The organism is Cellulosimicrobium sp. NPDC030954, from assembly GCF_055571305.1.
Genome location: NZ_JBVIFN010000002.1, coordinates 376080 through 398667, shown reverse-complemented (window position 1 = coordinate 398667; position 22588 = coordinate 376080). Strand labels below are relative to the sequence as shown.

Below are 22588 nucleotides of genomic sequence, written 5' to 3'. Positions count from 1 at the left end.
AATAGCGGACGCGCCGGTGCGTTGTCGATGACCATGACGACACTCGGGATCATCGGCGCAGGCAACATCGGCTCACAGGTCGCGCGGGCCGCGATCGCCCACGGCTACGACGTGGTCATCGCGAACTCGCGGGACCCCCGCACCCTGGACGACCTCGTCGCCGAGCTCGGTCCGCGGGCACGGTCGGCGACGGCGGAGGAGGCGGCGCGCGCGGCGGACGTCGCGGTCGTCGCGGTGCCCTTCGGGGCGTACCGCGAGGTCCCGGTCGAGCCGCTCGACGGGAAGATCGTGCTCGACGCCAACAACTACTACTGGGAGCGCGACGGCCACGTCGACGCGCTCGACCGGGGCGAGGTCACGTCGTCGGGCCTGCTCCAGGAGCACCTGGCGGGGTCCCGGGTGGCCAAGGCGTTCAACCACATCCGGTCGACGGAGATCACGACCGACGGGACCCCCGCGGGCACGCCGGGACGCCGCGCCCTGGCGACCGCGAGCGACTTCCCCGAGGCCGCGGCCTGGGTCGAGCGCTTCTACGACGAGATCGGGTTCGACGCGGTCGACACGAGCCCGCTCGCGGAGTCGTGGCGGGTCGAGCGGGACCGGCCGGCCTACGTCGCGCGCCAGGACGCCGACGAGCTGCGCGAGAACCTCGCCCGGGCGCCCCGCACGATCTGACCCGGACCCGGGCGGGCTCGTCAGGCAGGCTCGCCCCGGGCCACGAAGGCCGCGCCCGCGAGCAGCAGGACGAGAGCCAGCGCCACGAGGCCGAGGAGCGCGAGCCCGCGGGCGGGGCCGAGCGGCCCCTCGACGAGGCGGGCGCACCGCCGGCACAGGACGCCGGCCGCTCCCCACAGCGCCACGGCGGCCAGCGGCTCGGCGCGCTGCCAGACGACCGCGAGGACGACGGCGAACGCCGCGAGCCCCCACGCGATCCACCCGGCCCCGCGCAGCCGCCACCCGAAGAACGACCCGCCGGGCGCCCCACGCCCGTGCTCGGTCCCGCCCGCCGCGGCCGCCCCGGGCTCGGTCCCGCCCGCCGTAGCCGCCCCGCGGCGGCGCGCGTCGCCGGGCACGCGCGGCTCCCGCCGGGAGAGCAGGCCGGGGACGGGACGCTCGTCGCGCCGGGGCACGCCCTCAGTCCTCGCCGTAGAAGACGCGCTCCATGACGGTCCGGGCGCGCCGCGCGGTGCGCAGGAAGTGCTCCTCGAGCTCGGCGCCCGTGTCGACGTCCGGGAGGTCGAGCACGCGCGCGAGCCCGGTGAGCGCGAACCGGTCGTGCGGCAGCACGTCGACCGTCGTCCCCGTCGTCCGGCCGGACCACAGCACGAGCGCGCTGCGCAGGCGCGAGGCGAGGTGCCAGGCCTCGCCGAGCACCGCGGCGTCCTCGGCGTCGACGAGGTTCGCGGCCACGGCGGCCTCGAGCGCGTCGACGGTCGAGGTCGTCCGCAGCCCGGGCACGTCGTGGGCGTGCTGGAGCTGGAGGAGCTGGACGGTCCACTCGACGTCGGACACTCCCCCGCGCCCGAGCTTGAGGTGGCGCGACGCCTCGACGCCCCGCGGGAGCCGCTCGGACTCGACGCGCGCCTTGATGCGCCGCACCTCGCGCACCTCCGCCAGGTCGAGGCCGCCCTGCGGGTACCGACGGCCGTCGACGACGCGGGTGAACGCCGCGCCCAGCCCGTCGAGGTCGCCCGCGACCGGGCGCGCGCGCAGCAGCGCCTGCGCCTCCCAGACGCTCGACCACCGCTCGTAGTACTCGGTGTACGACGCGAGCGAGCGCACGAGCGGGCCGTTGCGCCCCTCGGGCCGCAGGTCGGCGTCGACCGGGAGCGCGGGCTCCGGGCCGACGGCGGACAGGAGCTGGCGCAGCCGCGTCGCCACGGCGAGCGCGTACGCCTGGGCGTCGCTGCTCTCCGCGCCGGGCACCGGGTCGTGCACGAACATCACGTCGGCGTCCGACCCGTAGCCCATCTCGCGACCGCCGAGTCGGCCCATCGCGACGACGATCAGGCGCGCGGGAGCGGACCCCGGGTCCTGGGCGTCGTACCCGAGCTCGCCGCGCGCGACGAACTCCGCGACGCGGAGCGCACCCGCGAGCACGACGTCCGCGGCGTCGGAGATGCTGCGGGCCGCGGCGACGGCGTCGACCACGCCCAGCAGCTCGGCGGCGCCGGTGCGCGCGAGCTCGCGGCGGCGGACGGCGCGCAGGCTCACCGTCGCCGGCTCGACCTCGTCGGCGCGCGTGAGGATGGCGTCCGTCTCGGCCGTGAGCCGCCCGATCCCGCGCGGGGCGAGGTCCGCGTCCTCGGCGAGCCAGCGGACCGACTCGGGCGAGCGAGCCAGCGCGTCGGCCATGTAGCGCGAGTTCGCCAGGAGGTGCGCGAGCCGCTGCGCCGCGGAGCCGGAGTCGCGCAGGAGCTTGAGGTACCAGTGCGTCGCCCCGAGCGTCTCCGAGAGCGTGCGGAACGCGAGCAGCCCGGCGTCGGGGTCGGCGCCCTCGGCGAACCAGCCGAGCATGACGGGCAGGAGCTGGCGCTGGATCGCCGCACGACGGCTCACGCCCTCGGTGAGCGCGGTGACGTGGCGCATCGCGCCCGCCGGGTCGCGGTAGCCGATCGCCGCGAAGCGTGCCTTCGCCGCCTCGGGGGCCAGGCTCACCTCGTCCGGGGAGAGCTGGGCGACGACGGGCAGCAGCGGGCGGTAGAAGATCTCCTCGTGCAGCCCGCGCACCTCGCGGCGCGTCGCGCGCCACCGCTCGGTGAGCCCGTCGGCGCCCTCGGCGCGCATCCCGAGCGACCGGGCGAGACGGCGCAGCTCGTCCTCGGCGGTCGGCACCAGGTGCGTGCGCCGGAGCCGGACGAGCTGGATGCGGTGCTCGAGCGAGCGCAGGAACCGGTAGCAGACCCCGAGCCGGGCCGCGTGCTCGCGGCCGACGTACCCCGCGGCGGCGAGCTCGGCGAGCGCCGTGAGCGTGCCGCGGCTGCGGATCGACTCGTCCGCGCGCCCGTGCACGAGCTGCAGGAGCTGCACGGTGAACTCGACGTCGCGCAGGCCGCCCTTGCCGAGCTTGAGCTGGCGGTCGGCCTCGGCCGCGGGCACGTGGTCCTCGACGCGCCGGCGCATCGCCTGCGAGTCCTCGACGAAGTTCTCCCGGCCCGCCGCCGACCACACGAACGGCGCGATCGCCTCCTCGTACGCGCGACCCAGGTCCCGGTCCCCCGCGACCGTGCGCGCCTTGAGCAGCGCCTGGAACTCCCAGGTCTTGGCCCAGCGCTCGTAGTACGCGACGTGGCTCTCGAGCGTGCGCACCAGCGGGCCCTGCGCGCCCTCGGGACGCAGCGCGGCGTCGACCTGCCACAGCGCGGGCTCCCCCGACGTGCCCCAGCACACGCGCGCGAGCCCCGTCGCGAGCCGCGCCCCGACGCTCGTCGCGTACGCCTCGTCGTAGCCCTCGGCGGGCTCGACGACGTAGACGACGTCGACGTCGGAGACGTAGTTGAGCTCGCGTGCCCCGCACTTGCCCATGCCGATGACGGCGAGGCGCACGCCCGCACCGTGGTCGTCGAGCTCGGCGCGGGCGATCGCGAGCGCGCCCTCGAGCGCCGCCGCGGCGAGGTCCGCGAGCGCCGCGCCGACGGCGGGCATGCGCGTGAGCGGGTCGGGCACGGTGAGGTCGGTGGCGGCGACGCGCAGGATCCGCTCGCGGTAGGCGCGGCGCAGGGCGTCCACCCGCTCCGGGCCGGGCCGGTCGGCGACGGGCACCGCCGCGTCCGGGTCGGCACCCGCCGCGCGCAGGAGCTCGGCGCGCACGTCGCGCACGTCCACCCCGGTCCCGGGGGTCGGGTCCGCGAGGACCTCGAGCAGCGCGGGACGACGCACGACGTCGTCGCCGAGCGCGACCGAGGCGCCGAGCACCGCGAGCAGGCGGTCACGTGCCTCGCCGGGCCGCAGGACGCGCCGGGCGAGGTCCGCGAGCGGCGTGTGCGCCTCGACGTCGGGCCGCAGCGCGCCGGCCAGCCGCACGACCTGCAGGAGCGCGAGGTCCGGGTCGGCCGCCCCGCCGAACGCGGCGAGCAGCTCGTCGTCCACCGCGGACGCCGGGTCCGCGATCTCCCCGTCCGCGCCGTCCGTTCCCGGTGCGCGCCCGCCGTCGAGCAGGAGCGCGAGGTCCGGGTCCGCGAGCAGGCCCGCCGAGCGCGAGATGTCGGCGAAGCCGACGCGCGCGAGGCGACCCGTGAGCGTCGGCCGGCGGGAGCCGCCGGACCGACCTGACGTCGTCGTGGGCCCGCTCACAGGACCTGGAGGAACCGCTTCAGCTCGAACGGCGTGACCTGCGCGCGGTAGCCGTCCCACTCCTGCCGCTTGTTGCGCAGCACGAAGTCGAAGACGTGCTCGCCCAGCGTCTCCGCCACGAGCTCCGACTTCTCCATGACCGCGATGGCCTCGTCGAGGGACTGCGGGAGCGGCTTGATGCCCAGGGCACGACGCTCGGCGTCCGTGAGCTCCCAGACGTCGTCCTCGGTCTCCTCGGGAAGCTCGTACCCCTCCTCGATGCCCTTGAGACCGGCGGCGAGCATGACGGCGAACGCCAGGTACGGGTTGGTGGCCGAGTCGAGCGCGCGGTACTCCACGCGGCTCGAGTTGCCCTTGCCCGGCTTGTACATCGGCACGCGCACGAGCGCGGAGCGGTTGTTGTGGCCCCAGCACACGTAGCTCGGCGCCTCGGCGCCGCCCCACAGACGCTTGTACGAGTTCACGTACTGGTTGGTGATCGCGGTGATCTCCGCCGCGTGGACCAGGAGCCCCGCGATGAACTGGCGCGCCGTCTTGGACAGCTCGAACTGGGCGCCGGGCTCGTGGAACGCGTTGCGGTCGCCCTCGAAGAGCGACAGGTGCGTGTGCATGCCCGAGCCGGGGTGCTCGGCCATCGGCTTGGGCATGAACGACGCGAACACGCCCTGCTCGAGCGCGACCTCCTTGACGACCGTGCGGAACGTCATGAGGTTGTCCGCCGTGGTGAGGGCGTCGGCGTAGCGCAGGTCGATCTCGTTCTGCCCCGGCCCGGCCTCGTGGTGGGAGAACTCGACCGAGATGCCCATGGACTCGAGCATCGTGATCGCGGCGCGCCGGAAGTCGTGCGTGCTCCCGCGCGCGAGGTGGTCGAAGTACCCGCCCTGGTCGACGGGGACGAGCGGCGACCCGGCGTCCGCCGGCTGGTTGAAGAGGTAGAACTCGACCTCGGGGTGCGTGTAGAACGTGAACCCCTTGTCGCTCGCCCGGGCGAGCGCACGCTTGAGGACGTTGCGGCTGTCCGCGAGGGACGGCTCGCCGTCGGGCGTGAGGATGTCGCAGAACATGCGGGCGGTACCGTGCCGCTCGCCGCGCCACGGCAGCACCTGGAACGTGGTCGGGTCCGGCTTGGCGATCATGTCGGCCTCGTACACGCGCGTGAGGCCCTCGATCGAGCTGCCGTCGAACCCGATCCCCTCGGCGAACGCCGACTCCAGCTCCGCCGGCGCGATCGCCACCGACTTGAGCATGCCGAGCACGTCGGTGAACCAGAGCCGGATGAAGCGGATGTCGCGCTCCTCGACCGTGCGGAGCACGAACTCCTGCTGCCTGTCCATGCGGTACATCCTGCCTGATCCGTGTGACGAACGGGTGACACGGTCGTGTCCTGGACGTCGTGCCGCGGGGCAGTTCCCCGGACGAGCCGTCCGCCCTGCTCGTCTAGGGTGGACGCATGGCTGATCTGCGCGTCGCGCTGGCACAGGTCGACACGTGCGTGGGGGACCTCGACGGCAACGCCGCCCTGGTCCTCGCGCGCACCCGGGAGGCCGCGGCCGCGGGCGCGCAGCTCGTCGCCTTCCCGGAGATGACCCTCACCGGCTACCCGATCGAGGACCTCGCGCTGCGGGCGTCGTTCCGGCGCGCGGCGTGGGACGCCGCGGCGGACATCGCGGCGCGGCTCGACGCCGAGGGACTGGGCGCGGTCACCGTCGTGCTCGGCACCGTGGGAACCTCGGGCGCGCCGCGCGGTGCGGGCGCCGCGGAGCGCGAGGCCTCGGGCTCCCCCGCCGACCTGCCGACCAACCGCGCCGTCGTGCTGCGCGACGGCGCCGTGCAGGCCGCGTACGACAAGCACCACCTGCCCAACTACGGCGTGTTCGACGAGTTCCGCATCTTCGCGCCCGGCGAGACGACGACGGTCGTCGAGGTCGAGGGGCGCCGCGTCGGCATCGCGATCTGCGAGGACATCTGGCAGGACGGCGGCCCCGTCGCGGAGATGGCGACGCTCGACGAGGCGGGCAACGGGCTCGACCTGCTGCTCGTGCTCAACGGCTCGCCGTACGAGGAGGGCAAGGGGCACGTCCGCACGGACCTCGCCGCGCGCCGCGCGCGCGAGGTGAGCGCCCCCGTCGCGTACGTGAACCTCGTGGGCGGCCAGGACGACCTCGTGTTCGACGGCGGCTCGTTCGTCACCGACGCCGCGGGCGCGGTCGTCGCGTCCTCGCCGCAGTTCGCCGAGGACCTGCTGGTGTGGGAGCTGCCCGACGACGGCCGTGCCCCGCGCGGGCCCCTCGCCCCGGAGCTGCACCCCGACGAGGAGGTCTACCGTGCCTGCGTCACCGGGCTCGCGGGCTACGTCCGCAAGAACGGCTTCCGCTCGGTCGTGCTCGGCGCGTCGGGCGGCATCGACTCCGCGCTCACCGCGGCGATCGCCGCCGACGCGATCGGCGGGCAGAACGTCGTCGGCGTCTCCATGCCGTCGCAGTACTCGTCCGAGCACAGCAAGGACGACGCCGCGGACCTCCTGAAGCGTCTCGGCGGCGACTACCGCGTCCAGCCCATCGCGCCGATGGTCGACGCGTTCCAGGGCGAGCTCGCGCTCGAGGGCGTCGCCGAGGAGAACCTCCAGGCGCGCGTGCGCGGCGTGATCCTCATGGCGATCTCCAACCGCGAGGGTCACCTCGTCATCGCGCCGGGCAACAAGTCCGAGCTCGCGACCGGGTACGCGACGATCTACGACGCCGGCAGCATCGGCGGCTTCGCCCCGCTCAAGGACGTCGACAAGTCGCGCGTGTGGCAGCTCGCGCGCTGGCGGAACAACCAGGCGGTCGACCGGGGCGAGATCCCGCCGATCCCCGAGTCGTCCATCACCAAGCCCCCGTCGGCGGAGCTGCGCCCCGGCCAGACCGACCAGGACTCGCTGCCGCCGTACGACCTCCTCGACGAGGTGCTCGACGCCTACATCGAGCACGCCGAGGGCCGCGCCGAGCTGCTCGCGCGCGGGTTCGACCCCGAGGTCGTCGACAAGGTCGTCACGCTCGTCGACCGCGCCGAGTGGAAGCGGCGCCAGTACCCGCCGGGCCCCAAGGTCACCGCGCTCGCGTTCGGCCGCGACCGTCGCCTGCCCATCACCAACCGCTGGCGCGAGCCGCTCGACTGACGGCGCCGGCCACCCCGCGCGCCGTCCGCCCCGTACCCCGCACCCAGGAAAGGCCGTCATGTCTGCTCACACCGCCCCCGAGCCCGCCGCGACCGGCGGCACGGGACCGCGCCGCGTCCGCGTGCACCACCTCGCCGAGGCGAAGGCGCGCGGCGAGAAGATCACGATGCTCACCGCGTACGACGCCGTGACGGCGCGCATCTTCGACGACGCGGGGATCGACATGCTGCTGGTCGGCGACTCGATCGGCAACACCATGCACGGGCACACGACGACCCTGCCCGTCACGGTCGACGACCTGATCCCCCCGGCCCGCGCCGTCGCGCGCGCCGCGCGCCGCGCGTTCACGGTCGTCGACCTGCCGTTCGGCTCCTACGAGGCGGGCGCCGAGCAGGCGCTCGCGACGGGCGTGCGGTTCCTCAAGGAGACCGGCGTGAACGCGGTCAAGCTCGAGGGCGGACGCCGGATCGCGGCGCAGATCCGCGCGCTCACCGACGCGGGCATCCCCGTCGTGGGGCACCTCGGCTTCACGCCGCAGTCCGAGAACGCGCTCGGCGGGCCGCGGGTCCAGGGCCGGGGTGACGACGCGGCGGAGCGGCTCAGCGAGGACGCCCTCGCCGTGGCCGAGGCGGGCGCCGTCGCCGTCGTGCTCGAGATGGTCCCGGTCGAGGTCGCCGCGCGGATCACCGAGATCCTGCGCATCCCGACGATCGGCATCGGCGCGGGTGCGGCGTGCGACGGCCAGGTGCTCGTCTGGACGGACATGGCGGGCATGACGGACTGGTCGCCGCGCTTCGCCAAGCGGTACGCCGAGATCGGCGCCGCGCTCGGCCAGGCGGCGGCCGACTACGCCGCCGACGTGCGGGGCGGCACCTTCCCCGACGACGCGCACAGCTTCGCGCGCTGACCCACGGGGCGCCGCGGCGGGGACGACGACGGGCACGACGGCGCTCAGCCGGCGTCGGCGCCGCCGTCGGCCACCCACGCCACGAGCCCCGCGGCGAGCGCGTCGGCGTAGCGCTGGCGCCCCTCCTCGGACTCCATGACCGCGGCCTCGTCGGGGTTGCGCATCTCCCCCAGCTCGAGCATGACCGCGGGGCGCTCGGCGTGGTTGAGGGTCCCGAGGTCGGCACGCCGCTGGATCGGGCCGTCGTCCGCGGCGACCGAGGACGACGGCGCGAACCCGGCCTCGCCGAGCGCCGCGACGAGCTCGTGCGCGAGCGCGACGCTCGGTGCTCCCTGCTCCTCGTCGACGGGCGGGTCCGCGACGATCGCGAAGAAGCCGTGCGCGCGGCGGTCCTCCGTGCCGTTGGCGTGGACCGAGACGAGCACGTCGGCGTCGTTCTCCTGCGGGAAGCGGCCCCGCGCGTCGACGCACGGGCCCACGCCCGCGTCGTCGGGCCGGGTGAGGACGACGACCGCACCGAGCCCGGTGAGCTGCTCGGCGAGGCGGCTGCTCACGTCCCACGTGAACGCGTGCTCCGGGTAGCCGGCGTCCGTGGACGCGCCGACGGTGTTGCACGCCTTGGTGCCGCCCCGCCCGTCGGGGACGGGTGCGTTGACCGTGAGCGGGTCCGCCCCGTTGCCGCCGTTGTGCCCGGGGTCGACGGCGACCGTGAGACCGGCGAGCAGGGGCGGCGGCCCGGTCTTCGCGCCCGTCGGGTCGGGGGAGGCGGTCGTCGGCTCGGGCGCCGGGGCCGAGGCGACCACGTCGCCGGACGGGCGGACCGTCGTCGGCCCTCCCGCGGAACCGGCCCGGACCTGCAGCGCGACGAGGAACGTCAGCGCGCCGACCGCGAGCCCCGCGAGGAGCAGCCCGAGGCGCCCCGACCAGACGCGCCGCGGGCCGGGTGGTGGCGCGTGGGTCACTCGCCGCGCTCGCGGCGCTCTTCCTCGTCCCAGGCGTCGGACCGCTCGCGGGCGGTCTCCAGCGCCCTCTCCGCGGCCTCGCGCGTCGGGTACGGCCCCATGCGGTGCGTCCACGACCCGCTCGGTCCGCGGTGCACCTCGCCGGTGCGGGTGTCGTAGTAGTACTCGCCCTCGGAGGCGGGCTCGCCGTCGTCGGTGAAGCGTGATCCGGTGCTCATGCCTCGATCCTCCCCCATTCCGGGCCGCCTGTCCGTCCGCGCCCACGGACCTTCGTAGACTGGCCGCCATGAGCCCCGCCCCGTCCCCGACCTCTCCCGACGCCGTCGCACCGCCCGGCCCGACGCGGCGCGGGCCGCTCGTCCCGGGCGTCGTGGGACCGCTGCGCGCGGTGCCCGCGTCGATCGAGCGTCCCGAGTACGTCGGGCGGCCCGGACCGCGGCCGTTCACCGGCAGCGAGGTCAACGACACCGAGACGATCGAGCGGATCCGTGCCGCGTCCCGGATCGCGGCGCAGGCGCTCGTCGAGGTCGGGCGCCACGTCGCCCCCGGCGTCACGACCGACGAGCTCGACCGCGTCGGGCACGAGTTCCTCCTCGACCACGGCGCCTACCCGTCGACCCTCGGGTACCGCGGGTTCCCCAAGTCGCTGTGCACGTCCCTCAACGAGGTCGTGTGCCACGGCATCCCCGACTCGACGGCGCTCGTCGAGGGCGACATCGTCAACGTCGACATCACCGCGTACGTCGGCGGGGTGCACGGCGACACCAACGCGACGTTCACCGTCGGTACGGTCGACGAGGAGTCCGCGCTGCTCGTCGAGCGCACGCGCGAGGCGCTCGCCCGCGGGATCAAGGCCGTCGCACCGGGACGCCAGATCAACGTCGTGGGGCGCGTCATCGAGCGCTACGCGGCCCGGTTCGGGTACGGGGTCGTGCGCGAGTACACGGGGCACGGCGTGGGGCGCGCGTTCCACTCGGGCCTCGTCGTGCCGCACTACGACGCCGCGCCCGACCACGCGACCGTCATCGAGCCCGGCATGGTCTTCACGATCGAGCCGATGCTCACGCTCGGCACGTCCGAGTGGCGGATGTGGGACGACGGGTGGACGGTAGTCACCGCGGACGTCTCACGGACCGCGCAGTTCGAGCACACGCTGCTGGTGACCGACGACGGAGCGGAGATCCTCACACTGCCATGAACGCGCACCACGACTCTCACGCTGCTCCCCCCGCCCCCACGACGGACCGCCCCCGCACCGCCTTCGGCATCGACATCGGCGGCAGCGGCATCAAGGGCGCGCCGGTCGACCTGACCACCGGCGAGTTCGCGCAGGAGCGCCACCGCATCCCGACGCCCCAGCCCTCGACCCCGCAGGCCGTCGCCGAGGTGATCGCCGAGCTCGTGGGCGAGTACGACCTCCCGCAGGACGTGCCGATCGGCGTCGCGTTCCCGGCGCCGCTGCAGCACGGGGTGGTGCGCTTCATCGCGAACCTCGACCAGTCGTGGACCGGCGTCGACCTACCTGCGCTCGTCGCGCGCGAGACCGGGCGCCACGTCGTCGCGGTCAACGACGCGGACGCCGCCGGCCTCGGCGAGGTGCGGTACGGCGCGGCGCGCGACGCGGACGGGGTCGTGCTCGTCGCGACGCTCGGCACCGGGATCGGCAGCGCCATCGTCGTCGACGGGCACCTGCTCCCGAACACCGAGCTCGGGCACCTCGAGATCGACGGGTACGACGCGGAGACGCGCGCCTCCGACGCGGCGCGCGACCGTGAGGACCTGGACTGGGCGCAGTGGGCCGAGCGGCTGCAGCGCTACTTCGGCGTCGTGGAGGACCTGTTCTCGCCCGACCTCATCGTCGTGGGCGGGGGCGTGAGCAAGAAGCACGAGCACTTCCTGCCGCTGCTGCACCTGCGGGCACCCATCGTCCCGGCGCAGCTCCGCAACGCGGCCGGCATCGTGGGCGCGGCGTCGCTCGCGGCGGACGCGCGCTGACCGGAGTCAGCTCGTCGTGACCTCGTGGCGCTCCGTGCCGAAGATGTCGATGACGCCGAGCATCTCGAGGACGTCGGTCACGACCGTCGGCGGGTTGCGCAACGTGACGGACAGCCCCTCCTCGGAGCCGATCGTGTAGAACTGCACGAGGAACGCGATGCCCGTGGAGTCCATGAACGTCACCTTGGACGTGTCGATCACCACGGGGACGTCCCGTTCGAGCGCGTTCGCGAGCGCGGCGCTCGCCTCGCTGCGGAGGGCGACGTCGATCTCGCCCCACATGTCCACGACGCTCGCCTCGGGCTCCTCGAGCAGCCGGATGCCGCCCGTCCCCGCCTCGGCGTCGCTCCGCTCCAGCTCCTGCACCAACACTGCCCCGCCCTTCGTCCCGCCCTGCCTCGCCCACCCCGACGAGTACCGCGCCTCCTGCCTGACGCACCGATCGGTCGATACCTGGTGTCGTACGTCGTCGGGCGACAACGAGGCTCCGGCGTGATCGGTCGTCGCTAGCGTACCCCACGGATGCCGCTGGCTGGTAGGCCTCTGGCGAAGACTTTACCCAGGACGCCGTCGATATCGTTCCTCGGCCCGGTCGTTGAGGATTCATTCAACAGTTGGACGGGTGTCCAGACGGCGACGGCCGCCACCCGACCCGGAGCCGGGTCGGCGTGGCGGCCGCCGTGCGCGGGGCGCTGCGGGGTCAGCCCGTGTTCTGCAGGCCGGCGGCGACGCCGTTCACGGTGAGCAGCAGGAGGTGCTGCAGCTCGTCCTTGACCGGCCCCTCCGCGCCCGAGCGCAGGCCGCGCAGGGCGCGGACCTGGAGCAGCGAGAGCGCGTCGACGTACGGGCTGCGGAGCTGGACCGCGCGGCCCAGGACCCGGCGCCCGGCGAGCGGCCACGCGTTCTCCGTGACGGCGAGGACCTGCTCGCGCGTGAGCCGCAGCTCGTCGAGGATCGCCTGCGCGAGGTCGTCGCGCTCGCCGAGCGCGAGGTAGCGCTCCGCGATCCGCTCGTCCGTCTTGGCGAGGGACATCTCGACGTTGTCGAGGAGCGTCGCGAACAGCGGCCACTCGCGATGCGCCTCGCGGAGCAGCTCGAGGTCGCCGAACTCCTTCAGCGCCGTCCCGAGCCCGTACCAGCCCGCGAGGTTGATGCGGGCCTGCGACCACGAGAACACCCACGGGATGGCCCGCAGGTCGTCGAGCGAGGAGACGGACAGGCCGCGGCGGGCCGGGCGCGAGCCGATCGGCAGGAGGCCGACCTCCTCGAGCGGCGTCACCTGGGAGAACCACTGCGGGAAGCCGTCCGCACGGACCAGCTCGTGGAACCGGCGGCGCGACGACACGTCGAGCGCCGCGGCCAGGTCGCGGTACCGCTCGGTCGCCTCGGCGTTGCGCTTCTCCGTCGACGGCGCCGACGCGAGCAGCGTCGCCGCGGCGACCTGCTCGATGTGGCGAGACGCGATGGTCGGGTCGCCGTAGCGCGCGAGGATGACCTCGCCCTGCTCCGTGAGCTTGAACCGGCCGTCGACCGAGCCCGGCGGCTGGGCGAGCACGGCACGGTTCGCGGGACCGCCCCCGCGGCCGAGCGCCCCGCCGCGGCCGTGGAACAGCGTCAGCGTGATGTCGTGCCGCTCGGCCCACTGCGCGATGCGGCTCTGCGCGTCGTGCAGCGCGAGCGTCGCGGAGACCGGGCCGACGTCCTTCGACGAGTCCGAGTAGCCGAGCATGACCTCGACGCGGCGCCCGTTCTCGGCGAGCCGGCGCTGCACCTGGGGCAGCGTGAGCATCGACTCGAGGATGTCGACGCTCGCCCGGAGGTCCGCGAAGGTCTCGAACAGCGGGATCGCGTCGACGACCGGCACCTCGTCGGCGCCCTCGAACGCGAGCTCCGCGAGCTGGTACACCGCCGCGAGGTGCTCGGGCTTCTGGGTGAACGACACGATGTAGCGGCGCGCGGCGCGGACGCCGTAGCGCTCCTGGACCGCGCCGAGCGCGCGGAACGTGTCGAGCACCTCGCGCGTGCGGTCGGACAGGTCGCCGCGCAGGCCCTTCTCCGCGATCTCCGCGAGCGCCGACTCGTGGACCTGCGAGTGCTGACGCACCTCGAGCTCCGCGAGGTGGAAGCCGAACGTCTCCACCTGCCACACGAGCTGCTGCAGGTCCCCGTACGCCGCGCGGGGAGCGCCCGCCGCGACGAGCGACTCCTGGACGACGCGCAGGTCGGACTCGAGCTGCTCCGCCGTCGCGTACGCGAGGTCCGCGTTGCGGGCGCGCGTCGCGGCGATCCGGTCCGCCACGACGAGCAGGACCGCGCGGTGCGGCTCGCGCGGGGACGCCGCCGACGCGGCGGAGGTCACGGCCTCCGAGAGGCGGCGCTGCCGCTCCCAGAGCGCCCGCAGCCCGTCCGAGGGCGGCGTGCCGTCCTGGTCGAGCGTGAGCTTGCGGCCGACGGCACGCGTCTGCTGCTCGAGCGCCGCGAGCGCGTGGTCCGCCGCGATCGCCGCGGCCTGGCGCGTGACCTCGGCCGTCACGTTGGGGTTGCCGTCGCGGTCGCCGCCGATCCACGTGCCGAGGCTGACGAACGGCCGCACGAGCGGCTCCTCGCGCCCCGCCTCGTCGCCGAGGAGCCAGTCGTCCAGGCGCCGGTAGACCGTGGGGAACGTGTCGAACATCGTCGCGTCGAACACGCCGAGCGCCGTCTTCACCTCGTCGAGGACGGACGGCTTGTGCTCGCGGATCGGCGCGGTGCGCCACATCGTGTCGATCTCGGCGAGCAGACGGCGCTCGTTCTCCGCGAGCGACGTGCCGCCGAGGCGCTGCGCGTCCCGCTCGTCGAGCAGGGTCGCGATGCGGCGGACCGCGCCGGACACCGCACGACGGCGGGCCTCGGTCGGGTGCGCCGTGAGCACCGGGCGGAACTCGAGCCGGCGGAGGCGGCGCAGCGCCTCGTCGCGACCGACCTCGCCGACGAGCTGCTCGAACGCCTCCGGGAGGGAGTCGTCGGGCGTCGTCGCGCGGGTCGCGAACTCGGCCTCGCGCTCGCGCAGGACGCGCACGCGGTGGTACTCCTCCGCGAGGTTCGCGAGGTGGAAGTAGCACGTGAAGGCGCGGGCGACCTGCTCGGCGCGCGCCATGGAGAGACCCTCGACGAGGGTCTCCGCCTCGGCCAGCACCGCGCCGGACGAGTCGTCGTACGCGCGGATGGACAGCTCGCGCAGGCGCTCGACGTCGTCGAGCAGGTCCTGCCCGCCCGTCTCGCGGAGCACGGTGCCGAGCAGACCGCCGAGCAGGCGGACGTCGTCGCGCAGCGGGGCGGGCACGTCGTGGCGGGCGAGGCCGCGCCCTGCGTGCCCGGTGTCGTCGGAGACGTCGGCGGCGACCCGGTCAGGGGCGTCGGCAGCACCCGGCGACGGGGACAGTTCCGAAGGGGAGAGGTCGTTCACGGTGACGAGAGTATTCCTTGACCGTCAGGGGACGTGAAGGCGTCCGAGGGGTGATCGTCGGTCGAGCGCCGGTCGCGCGGTTGTCAGCGACGCGCGCCGACGCGCACGGCGTCGAACGGCGCGTTCGACGCCACGCGGTCCTCGATCGAGGCGGTGACGACGTCCTTGGCGACGCGCGCGGCGTCGAGCACCGAGGCGCCCTTCGCGAGCTCGGCGGTGATCGCGGCCGCGAACGTGCAGCCCGCGCCGCTGACGCGCTCCTCGCCGATCTTCGGCGTGCGCAGCACGTGCACCTCGTCGCCGTCGACCAGCACGTCGACCGCGTCCGGGCCGGGCAGCTCGACGCCGCCCTTCGCGACGACGGCGCGCGGTCCGAGCGCCTGGACCTTGCGCGCCGCCTCGACGAGCTCCTCGACCGTCTCGATCGACTCCACGCCCGCGAGCGTGCGCGTCTCGAAGAGGTTGGGCGTCACGACGGTCGCGAGCGGGAGGACCTGCGCACGCAGCGCGGTGTCCGTGTCGAGCGCCGCGCCCGGCTCCTGGCCCTTGCAGATGAGCACCGGGTCGAGCACGACGTGCTCCCACGAGCGCGAGCGCAGCGACTGCGCGACGACGTCGATCGTCGCGGGCGTGCCGAGCATGCCGATCTTCACGACCGACGGCTCGTGCGCGACCGTCGCCGCCTCGAACTGGTCGGCGATCACCTGCGGGTCGACCGGGACGAACCGGTGACCCCAGTCGTTCTTCGGGTCGAACGAGACGATGCACGTCAGCGTGCCGACGCCGTACGTGCCCAGCTCCTGGAACGTCTTGAGGTCGGCCTGGATGCCGGCACCGCCCGTCGCCTCCGACCCGGCGATGACGTAGGCGAGCGGGGGCGTGCGGGGGTCGTCGTGCGACATGGGTTCTCCTCGGTCGGAGGTGGTCGGAGATCGTCGCCGGGGAGCCGGACGACGGGCGGAGCGGGCGGCGCGCCGCAAGTGGTCGATCGTCGGCCCGGGCCTCCACGCCTGACATGGTACGCGCCGCGCTCGTGGCAACACGGCCGCCTTCCGCAGCCTGTTCTTCCCCATCCAGATCGACGGAGCGCCATCACTCGAGTAATTTCGTGTACATTATTTTGATGGGTGATGGGGACACGCACGAGACGATCCACGGTCGACCGGTGACCGACGAGCAGATACAGGCATGGGCCGACGAGGCCGAGGCAGGGTACGACCTCCCCGCTCTCCGGCGCCGCGGTCGCGGTCGGCCGACCGTGGGCGCCGGGCCGGGAAAGCCGGTGACAGTACGTCTCGACGGACCGACGCTGGCCGCGCTCAAGGCGCGCGCCGAGGCCGAAGGGTTGAGCAGCGAGTCGGAGGCGATACGCGCCGCGGTGCGCGCCTGGGCCCACGTGGCGTGAAGGTTCACCGTTCCGCTCGCAAGCACTACGCGCGCGACCGGCTCGACCATATCGACGCGCGGCGGGACGAGGAGTGAGGACGAGCCGGTCTGCACGCCGGGTTCTACCGGCGGGGTCGTCGACTGTCCGCGGGTGTCACGTTTGCGTCGGGAACGTCGGGGATCCGCGGCTCGACGCGTTGGGAGGGTCGAAGGACTCGGGGGCTCGTGGCGCTCTTGCGGACCATCTGCGGACTGCCCGCCACGCGCCCAACTCGCGCGGCTGGGAGCACAAGAACATCCAGTGACCGCCCCACAGCGCGAAGGGCCCCGCACCCATGTCGGGTGCGGAGCCTTTCGCGTTGTGCGTCACGAACTATGCGTCCAGCAGCTGGGATACCCGCTGGTGTGACAGATCGACCAAGGTGGCGGAGTCGCGAACGCTCACGCCTGCCTGGTGTAGCAATCGGACGGTTGCCTTGCGATCCTCTTCGAACTTTCGGCGCCGCGCGTTGAGCTCTTCACGCTCTCGCATGTACGCCTCCCACATCGCCTGGCCTTCGTCTCCGAGGACGGCGGTGAGATCCCAAGACAGTTCGAAGGAGTCTTCGTCCTCGTCGAGCAGTCCGGCGAGGAGGTCACGGACCTCGCCCTCAAGGTCCGCCAGGCGTTGCGTCTCGGTTGCGCCGCCAGGCACTCCCTCGACAACTGCCACCCACCAACGCCCTTCGCGAGTGACACGTACCTTGCGCTTCACTTGTCTAGCCATCCCTTCCCGAAGAGCGGTTCGAGTGCATCTTCGTTGGAGCGAGTCACCGTCTGCGACATCTGCCCCGCGTGGCCGGTGAGGCCGATGCGACCGACCTCCGTGCCCTCCTTGTCCAGGACAACCCAGATTGTGTGTGAGCCCTTCCCGCGCTTGGGGAGTTGCTCTACCGTGCAGCCGAGGCTCTTGGCGTGCTTGCGTGCCGCCTTGAGTACCTGCGACGCGGAGCGGGTGCCTTGGACCATGAGCGTAAGTCTAACCGAATAGACACGCAAGCGTCTATTCGGCTAGACACCTGCGCACCGGCCGACAACGGGTTCAGGAGCCGACTGGGCCACTTCCCGTCTCGCGCTCGGGAGCCTGGCGTGCGGCCTCCCGGAAGCAGCGGCTTGGCCGGGGCAGGACCACTCAAGAGGGACGCGAGTCGACCGCACGGTCCCGCTCCCGCAGGTCGCCGTGGACGCGCTCACGGACCATCTGGACGCCTACCCCGCCGTCCCGACCGCGCTCGTGTTCCGCAACGTGGCACGCCTCGGTCACGCGAGCGCGTCGGAGACGCTCGACACGTACTCACGCTGTTCCCCGAGTCGGACGACCGGACGCGCGACGTCATCGAGAACGCGCTAGGTAGCGCCGTCTCGTGCGGCCACTTCGCGGCCACTGGGCGTCGAAGCGGTCTGATTCCCTGCGTTTCCGCAGGTCAAAGCGTTGAAGCGGACGAGCCGGTCTGTACGCCGGGTTCTGTTCCCGCGCGAGGTCACCCTCGCGCGGGCGACGGTCATCCATCTAGGCCCTGCGTCGCCGCAGGGCTCGAGCGGTCTACCCGACTGTGCTTCTCCGGAGAGAATCGGGCGGGCAGCCCTCCGACACAGTCTGTCTGACCTTGCTCCAGGTGGGGTTTACCGAGCCGGGCCGGTCACCCGGCCCGCTGGTGGTCTCTTACACCACCGTTTCACCCTTACCGCGCCGGGCGAAGCCGAAGCCTGCCTGACGCGGCGGTCTGTTCTCTGTGGCACTGTCCCGCGGGTCACCCCGGGTGGGCGTTACCCACCACCTTGCCCTTCGGAGCCCGGACGTTCCTCGGCGAGGAGCACGAGGCCCCTCGACGCGACCGTCCGACCGACTCGTCCGCACGGGCAAGATTACCGGTCCCGGGCGGATCGTCGAACCAGCGACCGGCCCACCGGAGGGGCGGCGCCCCCGTAGGATGGCCCGCCCCCTCACACCCGGATCCCGGAGGTCTGACGTGCCCGCCCCCGCCGTACCGTCCGGCCCCGACGCACCGACCCGCGCACCTGCCGGGGACGCGTCCGGCGAGCTCGCTCGGGAGCAGGAGTTCCTGGCCGCCGCCCGCACGCAGCTGGCCCGCATGCGCGAGCAGGCCCGGTCGCTCCACGCCCTCGCCGGGGACCGGGTCAGCGCCGAGTATCTCGAGGCGGCGCTCGCCCGCCGGCTCGCCCAGCTCGCTGACGACCCGGAGGTCCCGCTCTTCTTCGGACGCATCGACCTCGACGCCGTGGACCGCGCGCCCGCCGAGGTCTTCCACATCGGCCGTCGCCACGTCTCCGACCCCGAGGGCGACCCGCTCGTCGTCGACTGGCGCGCCCCCGTGAGCACGCCCTTCTACCGCGCCACCCGCACCGAGCCGATGGGCGTCGCCGTCCGCCGCCGCTACGGCTTCCAGCGCGGTGCCCTCACCGGCTTCGAGGACGAGTCGCTCACCGCCCCGGGTCCCGGTGCGGAGTCCTCCGCGATCCTCGAGGCCGAGATCGAGCGGCCCCGTACCGGCCCGATGCGCGACATCGTCGCCACCATCCAGCCCGAGCAGGACGTCATCGTGCGCAGCGGGCTCGACCGGACCGTCGTCGTGCAGGGCGCGCCCGGCACCGGCAAGACCGCCGTCGGGCTGCACCGCGCCGCGTACCTGCTGTACTCCCACCGGGAGCGGGTGAGCCGCGCCGGCATGACCGTCGTGGGGCCCAACGCGAGCTTCCTGCGGTACATCCGCGACGTGCTGCCCGCCCTCGGCGAGGTCGACGCGGCCCAGACCACCGTCGAGGAGATCGTCGCGACGCACGGGCGTCTGCGCGGGACGGAGCCGCCGGACGTCGCCCGGCTCAAGGGCGACGCACGCATGGCCGAGGTGCTCCGTCGCGCCGTGTGGTCCCACGTGGCGGAGCCGTCCGAGGCCCTGGTGCTGCCGCGCGGCGCACGCCGCTGGCGCGTCGCCGCGCACGAGGCGCGCGAGTGCGTCGCGCAGGTGGTCGGCCGGGAGCCACGCTTCGACGCCGGTCGCGACCACCTGCGGCACGCGCTCGCGCACCGGGTCCTCGTGCAGATCGAGGAGTCCGGCGAGGCGCTCGACGAGCGGGCCTGGGACACGCTCGCGCGCACCCGACCGGTCCGGGACTACACCGCCGCGGTGTGGCCGAAGGTCACGCCGACGGCGCTGCTGCACCGGCTCCTCGTCGACCCTGCGTTCCTCGCCACGAGCGCCGACGGCGTCCTCACCGCGGCCGAGCAGGAGCTGCTGCGCCCGGCCCGACCGTCCCGGACGCCGGGCACGGCCCGCTGGACGCTGGCCGACCTCGTCCTGCTCGACGAGGTCGCCGACCTGCTGGCCCGCGGCGCGTCGGTCGCGCACGTCGTGGTGGACGAGGCGCAGGACCTGTCGCCGATGATGCTGCGCGCTCTCGGGCGCCGGGCGCGCACCGGCTCGCTGACGGTGCTGGGCGACCTGGCGCAGGCGACGACGCCGTGGGGGGTCTCCTCGTGGACCGACGCACTGACGCACCTCGGCAAGCCCGACGGCCACGTGGAGCAGCTCACCGCGGGCTTCCGCGTCCCCGGCGACGTCATCGAGTACGCGGCCCGCCTGCTGCCCTCGATCGCGCCGGATCTCGCTCCCCCGGTCGCCGTCCGTCGCGCCCGGGGCGAGCTGGTCCTCACCACGGAGCCGCTGGTGGACCTGGTCCGCACGGCGCTCGCCCGGGAGGGGTCGGTCGGTCTGATCGTGCCCGACGGCGGCGCGGAGGCCGCGCGCAGGGCGCTCACCCAGGCCGGCCTCGCCTTCGCGGTCGTCGGCGAGGCGTCGGACGACGACGGCGCGGTCGAGTTCGACGCGCGCCTCGACCTCGTGCCCGCGTCGCTCGCGAAGGGGCTGGAGTTCGACCACGTCGTGCTGGACGACCCGGAGGGCGTCGTCCGGGGCGAGGCCGACCGGGTCACGGGGCTGCGGCGCCTGTACGTCTGCCTGACCCGCGCGGTGACCTCCCTCGCCGTCCGCCACCGCGACGACCTGCCCGCCGAGCTCCGCCGTCCGTGACGGGCGCCCCGGTGCGCGGGACGGTCGCGCGCCGGGACCGTCGTGTCGGACCTCGTCGGTAGGGTGCCCTGGTGGCCACAGCGACTGCGACCGAACCGGCTCTCGACGTGCTCCGGCGGGTCTTCGGGTACGACTCGTTCCGGGGCGAGCAGGCCGCCATCATCGACACCGTCGTCGGCGGCGGCGACGCCCTGGTACTCATGCCCACCGGCGGGGGCAAGTCGCTGTGCTACCAGATCCCCGCCCTGGTCCGCGCGGGGACCGGCGTCGTGGTGTCCCCGCTCATCGCCCTCATGCAGGACCAGGTGGACGCCCTCGCCGCGCTCGGCGTGCGCGCGGCGTTCCTCAACTCCACGCTGTCCGTCGAGGACCGCCGCGCCGTGGAGCGTGAACTCGTAGCGGGCGAGCTCGACCTGCTCTACGTGGCACCGGAAGGGCTCCGCAGCCGCGCCACCCTCGACCTGCTCGACAGGACCCCGATCGCGCTCTTCGCGATCGACGAGGCGCACTGCGTGTCACAGTGGGGGCACGACTTCCGGCCCGACTATCTCGAGCTGTCGGTGCTGCACCAGCGCTGGCCGTCCGTCCCGCGCATCGCGCTGACGGCGACGGCGACGGCGGCCACGCGGGCCGAGATCGCCCAGCGCCTCGACCTGGAGGGCGCGCGGCACTTCGTGTCCAGCTTCGACCGGCCCAACATCACCTACCGGATCGTGCCCAAGGACCGTCCGGAGAAGCAGCTGCTCGACCTGCTGCGCACCGAGCACGCCGGGGACGCGGGGATCGTCTACTGCCTCTCGCGCGCGTCGGTGGAGAAGACCGCCGCGACGCTCGTCGAGAACGGGATCGAGGCGCTGCCCTACCACGCAGGGCTGCCCGCGTCGGTGCGCTCCGCGAACCAGGCCCGGTTCCTGCGCGAGGACGGCCTCGTCATGGTGGCGACGATCGCGTTCGGCATGGGCATCGACAAGCCCGACGTCCGGTTCGTCGCGCACCTCGACCTGCCCAAGTCGGTCGAGGGGTACTACCAGGAGACGGGGCGCGCCGGGCGTGACGGGCTGCCGTCCACCGCCTGGCTGGCCTACGGCCTCGCCGACGTCGTGCAGCAGCGCAAGCTGATCGCGACGTCCGACGGCGACGCCGCGCACCGGCGCAACCTGGGCCTGCACCTCAACGCGATGCTCGCCCTCTGCGAGACCGTCGAGTGCCGCCGGGCCCAGCTCCTCGCCTACTTCGGGCAGGACCACCCGGGGGGCTGCGGATCCTGCGACACGTGTCAGGCCCCGCCCGAGGCCTGGGACGGGACGGTCGCCGCACAGAAGGTGCTCTCGACCGTGTTCCGCCTGGACCGCGAGCGCGGGCAGAGCTTCGGCGTCGGGCAGGTCGTCGACATCCTCCTCGGCCGGGACACGGAGAAGGTCCGACGGTTCCGGCACCAGGAGCTGTCGGTGTTCGGGGTCGGGAACGACCTGTCCGAGCACGAGTGGCGGGCCGTGGTGCGTCAGCTCCTCGCCCAGGGGCTGCTCACGGTCGAGGGCGTGCACGGGACGCTCGTGCTCACCGAGGGGAGCGGGGAGGTCCTGGCCCGGCGTCGCGAGGTCCGGATGCGCCACGAGCCGGCGCGCCCGGCGCGTGCGGCGAAGGCACGGAAGGGGGCGGCCGCCGCCGAGCTGGCCGAGGCCGACGTCCCGCTCTTCGAGGCGCTGCGCGCCTGGCGGGCGGGGGAAGCGAAGGCCCAGGGCGTGCCCGCCTACATCGTGTTCGGGGACGCGACGCTCCGGGGGATCGCGACCGCCCGGCCCGGCTCGCTCGACGGGCTCGCGCTGGTGAGCGGCGTCGGTGAGAACAAGCTCGCCCGGTACGGCGACGCGGTGCTGGCGGTCGTCGCCGAGGGAGGATGAGCCGGCCCACACCGGGCTCAGGGCCGTCCCCCGTCGCCTGAACGGGGGCCGTCCGCGGGATCGGTCACACGTCGACGCGGTACGACAGCGCGAGCTCGTCGCCGCTGACCCCACGGATGCCCCAGCTCTCGCGCGGGCTCTCGAGGATCACGAGCTCGACGTCGTCCGGGGTCAGGCCGAGGGCGGGCACGACGTCGTCGTACAGCGCCGCGATGAGCGACCGCTTGGCCTCGCGCGTGCGGCCCGTGAAGCACACGACCTCGACGACGAGGTACGCGTCCGAGCGCGGGGCGACCAGGTCGTCGTCATCCAGGAGCAGGAAGCGGTGGAACCGCTTGTCCGGCGGGAGCTGCCAGGTGCGCACGAGCGCATCGTGCAGCGCGTCGGACACCTCCGCCCGCCGCTCGCCCCACACGCTGCGCCGTCCGTAGATCTTCACCTGGGCCATCGGGCG

Annotated in this window: 19 protein-coding genes and 1 other RNA gene; 8 read left to right on the top strand and 12 right to left on the bottom strand. The window is 73.9% G+C overall.

All coding sequences use genetic code 11. The features are described 5' to 3' along the window. Positions 1 to 27: 27 nt before the first annotated feature. On the top strand, positions 28 to 675 hold the full coding sequence (locus tag ACZ402_RS06760; RefSeq protein WP_375824717.1) for an NADPH-dependent F420 reductase: 648 nt from the start codon (positions 28 to 30) through the stop codon (positions 673 to 675). A 20-nt stretch (positions 676 to 695) separates the two neighbouring features. Here the strand turns inward: ACZ402_RS06760 and ACZ402_RS06755 are convergent, their stop codons facing one another. The 3 genes from ACZ402_RS06755 to glnA are packed head-to-tail and all read right to left on the bottom strand — an operon-like array spanning position 696 to position 5627. Next, the gene (locus ACZ402_RS06755; RefSeq protein ID WP_375824718.1) at positions 696 to 1130 is read right to left on the bottom strand and encodes a hypothetical protein; all 435 of its coding nucleotides are present in this window, start codon (positions 1128 to 1130) and stop codon (positions 696 to 698) included. A gap of 4 nt (positions 1131 to 1134) precedes the next feature. Continuing rightward, positions 1135 to 4293: a bifunctional [glutamine synthetase] adenylyltransferase/[glutamine synthetase]-adenylyl-L-tyrosine phosphorylase gene (locus ACZ402_RS06750; RefSeq protein WP_375824719.1), complete on the bottom strand. Its 3159-nt coding sequence runs from the start codon at positions 4291 to 4293 to the stop codon at positions 1135 to 1137. Further along, positions 4290 to 5627 carry a type I glutamate--ammonia ligase gene (glnA, locus tag ACZ402_RS06745; RefSeq protein ID WP_375824720.1) on the bottom strand — a complete coding sequence of 446 codons (1338 nt, stop codon included), beginning with the start codon at positions 5625 to 5627 and terminating at the stop codon, positions 4290 to 4292. Before glnA ends, ACZ402_RS06750 begins: the two co-directional genes overlap by 4 nt. Positions 5628 to 5743: 116 nt before the next feature. Between glnA and ACZ402_RS06740 the strand changes: the two genes are divergently transcribed. After that, on the top strand, positions 5744 to 7450 hold the full coding sequence (locus ACZ402_RS06740; RefSeq protein ID WP_375824721.1) for an NAD+ synthase: 1707 nt from the start codon (positions 5744 to 5746) through the stop codon (positions 7448 to 7450). Positions 7451 to 7508: 58 nt separating this feature from the next. Beyond that, on the top strand, positions 7509 to 8357 hold the full coding sequence (panB, locus tag ACZ402_RS06735) for a 3-methyl-2-oxobutanoate hydroxymethyltransferase (RefSeq protein ID WP_375824722.1): 849 nt from the start codon (positions 7509 to 7511) through the stop codon (positions 8355 to 8357). A 44-nt stretch (positions 8358 to 8401) separates the two neighbouring features. Here the strand turns inward: panB and ACZ402_RS06730 are convergent, their stop codons facing one another. Together ACZ402_RS06730 and ACZ402_RS06725 are read right to left on the bottom strand one after the other, a co-directional pair. Then, positions 8402 to 9319: an N-acetylmuramoyl-L-alanine amidase gene (locus ACZ402_RS06730; protein ID WP_375824724.1), complete on the bottom strand. Its 918-nt coding sequence runs from the start codon at positions 9317 to 9319 to the stop codon at positions 8402 to 8404. After that, a complete protein-coding gene (locus ACZ402_RS06725; RefSeq protein ID WP_375824725.1) occupies positions 9316 to 9537 on the bottom strand; it encodes an SPOR domain-containing protein in 222 nt (73 codons plus the stop codon). The genes ACZ402_RS06730 and ACZ402_RS06725 overlap by 4 nt, the downstream gene beginning before the upstream one ends. Positions 9538 to 9605: 68 nt before the next feature. On the opposite strand from ACZ402_RS06725, the gene map reads away from it, so the two are divergent. Next, on the top strand, positions 9606 to 10517 hold the full coding sequence (gene map / locus ACZ402_RS06720; protein WP_375824726.1) for a type I methionyl aminopeptidase: 912 nt from the start codon (positions 9606 to 9608) through the stop codon (positions 10515 to 10517). Continuing rightward, a complete protein-coding gene (gene ppgK, locus ACZ402_RS06715; protein WP_375824727.1) occupies positions 10514 to 11314 on the top strand; it encodes a polyphosphate--glucose phosphotransferase in 801 nt (266 codons plus the stop codon). The genes map and ppgK overlap by 4 nt, the downstream gene beginning before the upstream one ends. Before the next feature lie 6 nt (positions 11315 to 11320). Here ppgK and ACZ402_RS06710 read toward each other — a convergent pair whose 3' ends face one another. The 3 genes from ACZ402_RS06710 to thiD all read right to left on the bottom strand — a co-directional run bounded on the left by ACZ402_RS06710 (position 11321) and on the right by thiD (position 15661). Further along, a complete protein-coding gene (locus tag ACZ402_RS06710; RefSeq protein ID WP_375824728.1) occupies positions 11321 to 11686 on the bottom strand; it encodes an STAS domain-containing protein in 366 nt (121 codons plus the stop codon). A 328-nt stretch (positions 11687 to 12014) separates the two neighbouring features. Then, entirely contained in the window at positions 12015 to 14636 is a 2622-nt protein-coding gene (locus tag ACZ402_RS06705; protein ID WP_375824823.1) for a phosphoenolpyruvate carboxylase, read from the bottom strand. Between the two features lie 206 nt (positions 14637 to 14842). Next, positions 14843 to 15661, bottom strand: a complete 819-nt coding sequence (gene thiD, locus ACZ402_RS06700) for a bifunctional hydroxymethylpyrimidine kinase/phosphomethylpyrimidine kinase (RefSeq protein ID WP_375824729.1) — start codon at positions 15659 to 15661, stop codon at positions 14843 to 14845. 263 nt (positions 15662 to 15924) lie between these two features. Here thiD and ACZ402_RS06695 point away from each other — a divergent pair, with 263 nt between their 5' ends. After that, positions 15925 to 16164 (top strand): ribbon-helix-helix domain-containing protein, encoded by a 240-nt coding sequence (locus ACZ402_RS06695; RefSeq protein ID WP_375824730.1) that lies wholly within the window; start codon positions 15925 to 15927, stop codon positions 16162 to 16164. Positions 16165 to 16518: 354 nt separating this feature from the next. Here ACZ402_RS06695 and ACZ402_RS06690 read toward each other — a convergent pair whose 3' ends face one another. From ACZ402_RS06690 to rnpB, 3 genes are all read right to left on the bottom strand, one after another. Continuing rightward, a complete protein-coding gene (locus ACZ402_RS06690; protein ID WP_375824731.1) occupies positions 16519 to 16857 on the bottom strand; it encodes a hypothetical protein in 339 nt (112 codons plus the stop codon). Between the two features lie 38 nt (positions 16858 to 16895). Further along, complete coding sequence (locus ACZ402_RS06685) at positions 16896 to 17153, bottom strand: hypothetical protein (protein ID WP_375824732.1); 258 nt, start codon at positions 17151 to 17153, stop codon at positions 16896 to 16898. A 469-nt stretch (positions 17154 to 17622) separates the two neighbouring features. Continuing rightward, positions 17623 to 18035, bottom strand: an RNA gene (rnpB, locus tag ACZ402_RS06680) — RNase P RNA component class A. Between the two features lie 119 nt (positions 18036 to 18154). Between rnpB and ACZ402_RS06675 the strand changes: the two genes are divergently transcribed. Then, entirely contained in the window at positions 18155 to 20233 is a 2079-nt protein-coding gene (locus ACZ402_RS06675; protein ID WP_375824733.1) for a HelD family protein, read from the top strand. Positions 20234 to 20304: 71 nt separating this feature from the next. Next, positions 20305 to 22134 (top strand): DNA helicase RecQ, encoded by a 1830-nt coding sequence (gene recQ, locus ACZ402_RS06670; RefSeq protein ID WP_375824734.1) that lies wholly within the window; start codon positions 20305 to 20307, stop codon positions 22132 to 22134. 64 nt (positions 22135 to 22198) lie between these two features. Here the strand turns inward: recQ and ACZ402_RS06665 are convergent, their stop codons facing one another. After that, positions 22199 to 22582: a tautomerase family protein gene (locus ACZ402_RS06665; protein WP_375824735.1), complete on the bottom strand. Its 384-nt coding sequence runs from the start codon at positions 22580 to 22582 to the stop codon at positions 22199 to 22201. Positions 22583 to 22588 lie beyond the last annotated feature (6 nt).